The organism is Hydrogenophaga sp., from assembly GCF_035481345.1.
Taxonomy (GTDB): Bacteria; Pseudomonadota; Gammaproteobacteria; order Burkholderiales; family Burkholderiaceae_C; genus Hydrogenophaga.
The window spans coordinates 1-3337 of sequence record NZ_DATIGV010000203.1 but is presented as its reverse complement, the minus strand read 5'-3'; the positions used below and the strand labels follow the sequence as shown (position 1 = coordinate 3337).

The 3337-nt window shown below is 68.4% G+C and carries 6 protein-coding genes and 1 pseudogene; 4 read left to right on the top strand and 3 right to left on the bottom strand.

Annotation, left to right across the window (positions count from 1 at the left end; translation table 11 throughout):
* The 3 genes from VLG41_RS21525 to VLG41_RS21515 form a co-directional block, all read left to right on the top strand.
* Positions 1–268, top strand: a 268-nt coding sequence (locus tag VLG41_RS21525) for a flagellin (RefSeq protein ID WP_325351429.1), incomplete at its 5' end; no start/stop codon positions are given.
* A 205-nt stretch (positions 269–473) separates the two neighbouring features.
* Positions 474–881: a flagellar export chaperone FliS gene (gene fliS, locus VLG41_RS21520; RefSeq protein WP_325351428.1), complete on the top strand. Its 408-nt coding sequence runs from the start codon at positions 474–476 to the stop codon at positions 879–881.
* Position 882: 1 nt separating this feature from the next.
* Positions 883–1197: a flagellar protein FliT gene (locus VLG41_RS21515; protein WP_325351427.1), complete on the top strand. Its 315-nt coding sequence runs from the start codon at positions 883–885 to the stop codon at positions 1195–1197.
* A gap of 58 nt (positions 1198–1255) precedes the next feature.
* Here the strand turns inward: VLG41_RS21515 and VLG41_RS21510 are convergent, their stop codons facing one another.
* The 3 genes from VLG41_RS21510 to VLG41_RS21500 form a co-directional block, all read right to left on the bottom strand.
* Positions 1256–1633 (bottom strand): nuclear transport factor 2 family protein, encoded by a 378-nt coding sequence (locus tag VLG41_RS21510; RefSeq protein WP_325351426.1) that lies wholly within the window; start codon positions 1631–1633, stop codon positions 1256–1258.
* Positions 1634–1690: 57 nt separating this feature from the next.
* Entirely contained in the window at positions 1691–2011 is a 321-nt protein-coding gene (gene fliE / locus VLG41_RS21505) for a flagellar hook-basal body complex protein FliE (protein ID WP_325351425.1), read from the bottom strand.
* Positions 2012–2129: 118 nt separating this feature from the next.
* Positions 2130–2840 carry a hypothetical protein gene (locus VLG41_RS21500; protein WP_325351424.1) on the bottom strand — a complete coding sequence of 237 codons (711 nt, stop codon included), beginning with the start codon at positions 2838–2840 and terminating at the stop codon, positions 2130–2132.
* Positions 2841–3042: 202 nt separating this feature from the next.
* Here VLG41_RS21500 and VLG41_RS21495 point away from each other — a divergent pair.
* Positions 3043–3337: pseudogene (locus VLG41_RS21495) on the top strand (flagellar basal body M-ring protein FliF); the annotation flags it as partial.

Sequence of the window (3337 nt, the reverse complement as noted above, 5' to 3'; positions counted from 1 at the left end):
CGCGCTCAAGGTGATCGACTCGGCCATCGATGCCATCAACAGCTCGCGCGCCGACCTGGGCGCCCTGCAGAGCCGCTTCGAGAACGCCGTGGCCAACATCAACATCACGGGCGAGAACCTCTCCGCCGCGCGCGGTCGCATCGTCGATGCCGACTTCGCCAAGGAAACCTCCAACCTGTCGCGCTCGCAGATCCTGCAGCAGGCCGGCACCGCCATGGTCGCCCAGGCCAACCAGAACGGCCAGAACGTGCTGTCGCTGCTGCGCTGATCGAAACCGGCCCTTCGGGGTCGCCCCACGCCCGACACGGCGGCGGTCCCCAAAGGCCGTCGCCGTTGTCTTTTGAAGCGACGCGAAACCCCGCCAGGCATCCCCGGAATCGGCCATGAAACCCGCCTCTGATCGCCCACCAAATACCTACAGTCCGGCGCGGGACGGCCGATACATAGGGCATAGCCAGCAAGGAACCCCCGCCATGTTCACCTCCGTCAACACCCGCTCCGCCTCCGTCTACAAGCGCGTCGCCGTGGAAACCGGCGTCCAGGCGGCGGACTCGCACCGCCTCGTGGGCATGCTGTTCGACGGCCTGCTGCAGGCCGTGGCCGCCGCGCGCGGCGCCATGGAACGCGGCGACCTCGTGGTCAAGGGCGAGCAGATCGGCAAGGCGGTGCGCATCGTCGAGGAAGGCCTCAAGGCCGGCCTGGACCCCGCCGGCGGCGAGATGGCGCAGAACCTGCGTGCCCTGTACGCCTACAGCGTGCGCCGCCTGACCGAAGCCAACCTGCGCAACGACCCGGCGGCGCTGGCCGAAGTGGCGACCCTCATCGAACCCGTGGCGCAGGCCTGGCAGGACATCCGCGGCCAGGCCCTGCAAGGAGCCTGACATGACCGACCTGGAGCAGCACGGTTTGATCGACTACTACAAGGCCATCGAGCGCACCAGCGACCAGATGCTGGCCGCCGCGCAGGCCGAGGACTGGGACCGCGTGGTGCGCCTGGAGGGCGCCTGCGCGGTGCTCATCGCGCAACTGCGCTTCAAATCGCGCGACGCCGACCTGGCGCCGGAAGAACGCAAGGAAAAGGCGCGCATCATGCAGCGCATCCTGCGCACCGACGCCGAGATCCGCTGCCTGGCCGAGCCCTGGCTGGCCGACCTGGCGCAGATCATCGACCGCAGCAGCGCGGCGCCGACGCATTGAGCACCGGCGGGCGCGACCCGTCCACGACCCGATCGAAGGGCGCCACTGGCGCCCTTCCTCATTGCGGCGGACGCGGCGCGAACTGAGCGGGGTCGTAGAAGAACTGCTCTTTGAAGATACGCTCGCCGCGCCATTCCTGATAGGCCAGCTCCTCCAGCTCCCGGATCAGGCCGTCGTGCGACTCGAAACGGAAGCGCCAGCGGATGACCACCAGGTCGCCGTTGACGAACACCGGCCCCACGCACCACGACTGCACGGACTTCGTGCGCGCCATGGCCTTCGCCTCGTTGGCGATCAGGGCGTCGCGCCCCACGCGCGGCGGCGACAGGTTCTCCTGCATGGAGGCGTCGGGCGCGTAGAACTCCTCGATCGCCTCGACGTGGGCGTTCTGCTCGACGCGGGCGATGAAGCGGGCCAGGGTGTCGGGGCTGGGCATGGCATTTCGGGGCGTTGGACGGCCGCCCACCATACGCGCTTTCGCCCGGGCGGGCGATCAGACCGACATGTTCATCACGTCCGTGTAGGCCTGCACCATGCGGTTGCGCACGTGCAGCGCGCTCTGGAAGCCGATCTGGGCCTTCTGCATGGAGATCATGGTCTCCTCCAGGCTGACCTTGGGGTTGCCCATTTGCACTTCGGTCTGCAGGCGGCTGGCCTCGTTCTGGGCATTGCTCACCTTCTGCAGGGCGGCCTTGAGGTTGTCGGCGAAGGCCGCGCCCGCGCCGCCCGCGATGGCGGTGCCCGCGGCCGGGCGCTTGAACGCGGCCACGTTGCCGAGTGACTGGCTGGTCAGGGGGGACAGGCGCATGTCCATGGCGGACTCCTTGGCAAACCGGATGACAGGCCTGAATGCTAGGGACCCCTCGGCAACCGGGTCCGGAAATAAAGCGCCGATAAGCCGGCCTTTTCCGGCCCTGACCGGGTGACCCGGCTCAGGGCGCCGTCTTCAGCGGTGATTGCACCTGGAACTGCGTGACCACCCGCTCGGCCAATTGGTCCAGCGCGTCCCGGTAGACGGTATCCACGGCGGCGGGGTCTCCGATCAGGGCCTCGAAGGTGGGGAATGTGGCGTTCGCGGGCGCGACGATGGCCCAGTCCTCGTTCGGCCGGGCATCCACGCCGAAGAACAGCGTCGTGCTGTAGGAGTACCACGCGGCGCCCCGGGGAAACGAATAGACGTCGACGTTGAGCTTGGGCGCGTAGGACAGCGTGCTCATGCCGGAATGGAAGCCGATGGCATCGAACTGCAGGTGCAGGCCGACGTCCTCCTCGAAGGCCAGGTTCTCCACGTCGATGTTCTCCGGGTCCTGCGGATTGCGGACGATTCCGTCCAGCACCCGGACCTGGTAACCAGCCGCCTGCAGCCGATGCGCCACCCGCTCGGCAAAGAACAGGCCGTGGGCCGGTGAGCGGGCCTTCATCAGGCCGGTGAGGTCTTTCGACTTCTGGCGCCCGTCCGCCACCGCCCCCAGAGAGGCAAGGGGGAACAGCATCGTGGCCGCCGTCCTGAGCGTGACGGTGTATTCCAGGGGCTCGGCGGCCGGTATCAGCAGGACGCTGCGCGCCGGCAGCTTGTCGCCATCGGCGGCACTGGCGCCAAATGCCGCCAGCAGGAGGGTGAACGCCAGGACGATGCGGTGCATGGGCTTGCGGATGGGTGGTTGCGTTGCGCGGCTTATACCCGCAACGGCGCCACGGACCTGTCAACGACCCGACCCCCTCGGCAACCCGGGCCGGAAATAAAGCCCCGATAAGCCGCCTTTTTCCGGCACTGCCCGCCGACCCCCGCCGGGATACTCGTCCGCATCCGGGGCCTTTTGCGCCCCTTGCGAGCCCCTCCCGCCCATGAGCACCACCGCCGTCGCCGAAGTGAATGCCCAGCCCGTGCGCGCCAACGCCCTGGCCGAGGGCTTCACGCGCATGGACAACGCGCAGAAGATCAAGCTTGGCCTGGGCGCCCTGGCGCTGCTGGCCATCGCCCTGGCCTTCTTCTTCATGGGCCGCCAGCCCGACTGGCGCGTGCTCTACACCAACCTGGGCGACAAGGACGGCGGCGCCATCGTGGCGCAGCTCTCGCAGATGAACGTGCCCTACAAGCACGCCGACGGTGGCGCGGCCATCCTCGTGCCCGCTTCGAAGG

Excerpts from the sequence above, each read along its gene's own strand:
- fliE (WP_325351425.1), bottom strand. The coding sequence starts at position 2,011 with ATGGACATGCGCCTGTCCCCCCTGACCAGCCAGTCACTCGGCAACGTG.
- VLG41_RS21500 (WP_325351424.1), bottom strand. The coding sequence starts at position 2,840 with ATGCACCGCATCGTCCTGGCGTTCACCCTCCTGCTGGCGGCATTTGGC.
- fliS (WP_325351428.1), top strand. The coding sequence starts at position 474 with ATGTTCACCTCCGTCAACACCCGCTCCGCCTCCGTCTACAAGCGCGTC.
- VLG41_RS21515 (WP_325351427.1), top strand. The coding sequence starts at position 883 with ATGACCGACCTGGAGCAGCACGGTTTGATCGACTACTACAAGGCCATC.
- VLG41_RS21510 (WP_325351426.1), bottom strand. The coding sequence starts at position 1,633 with ATGCCCAGCCCCGACACCCTGGCCCGCTTCATCGCCCGCGTCGAGCAG.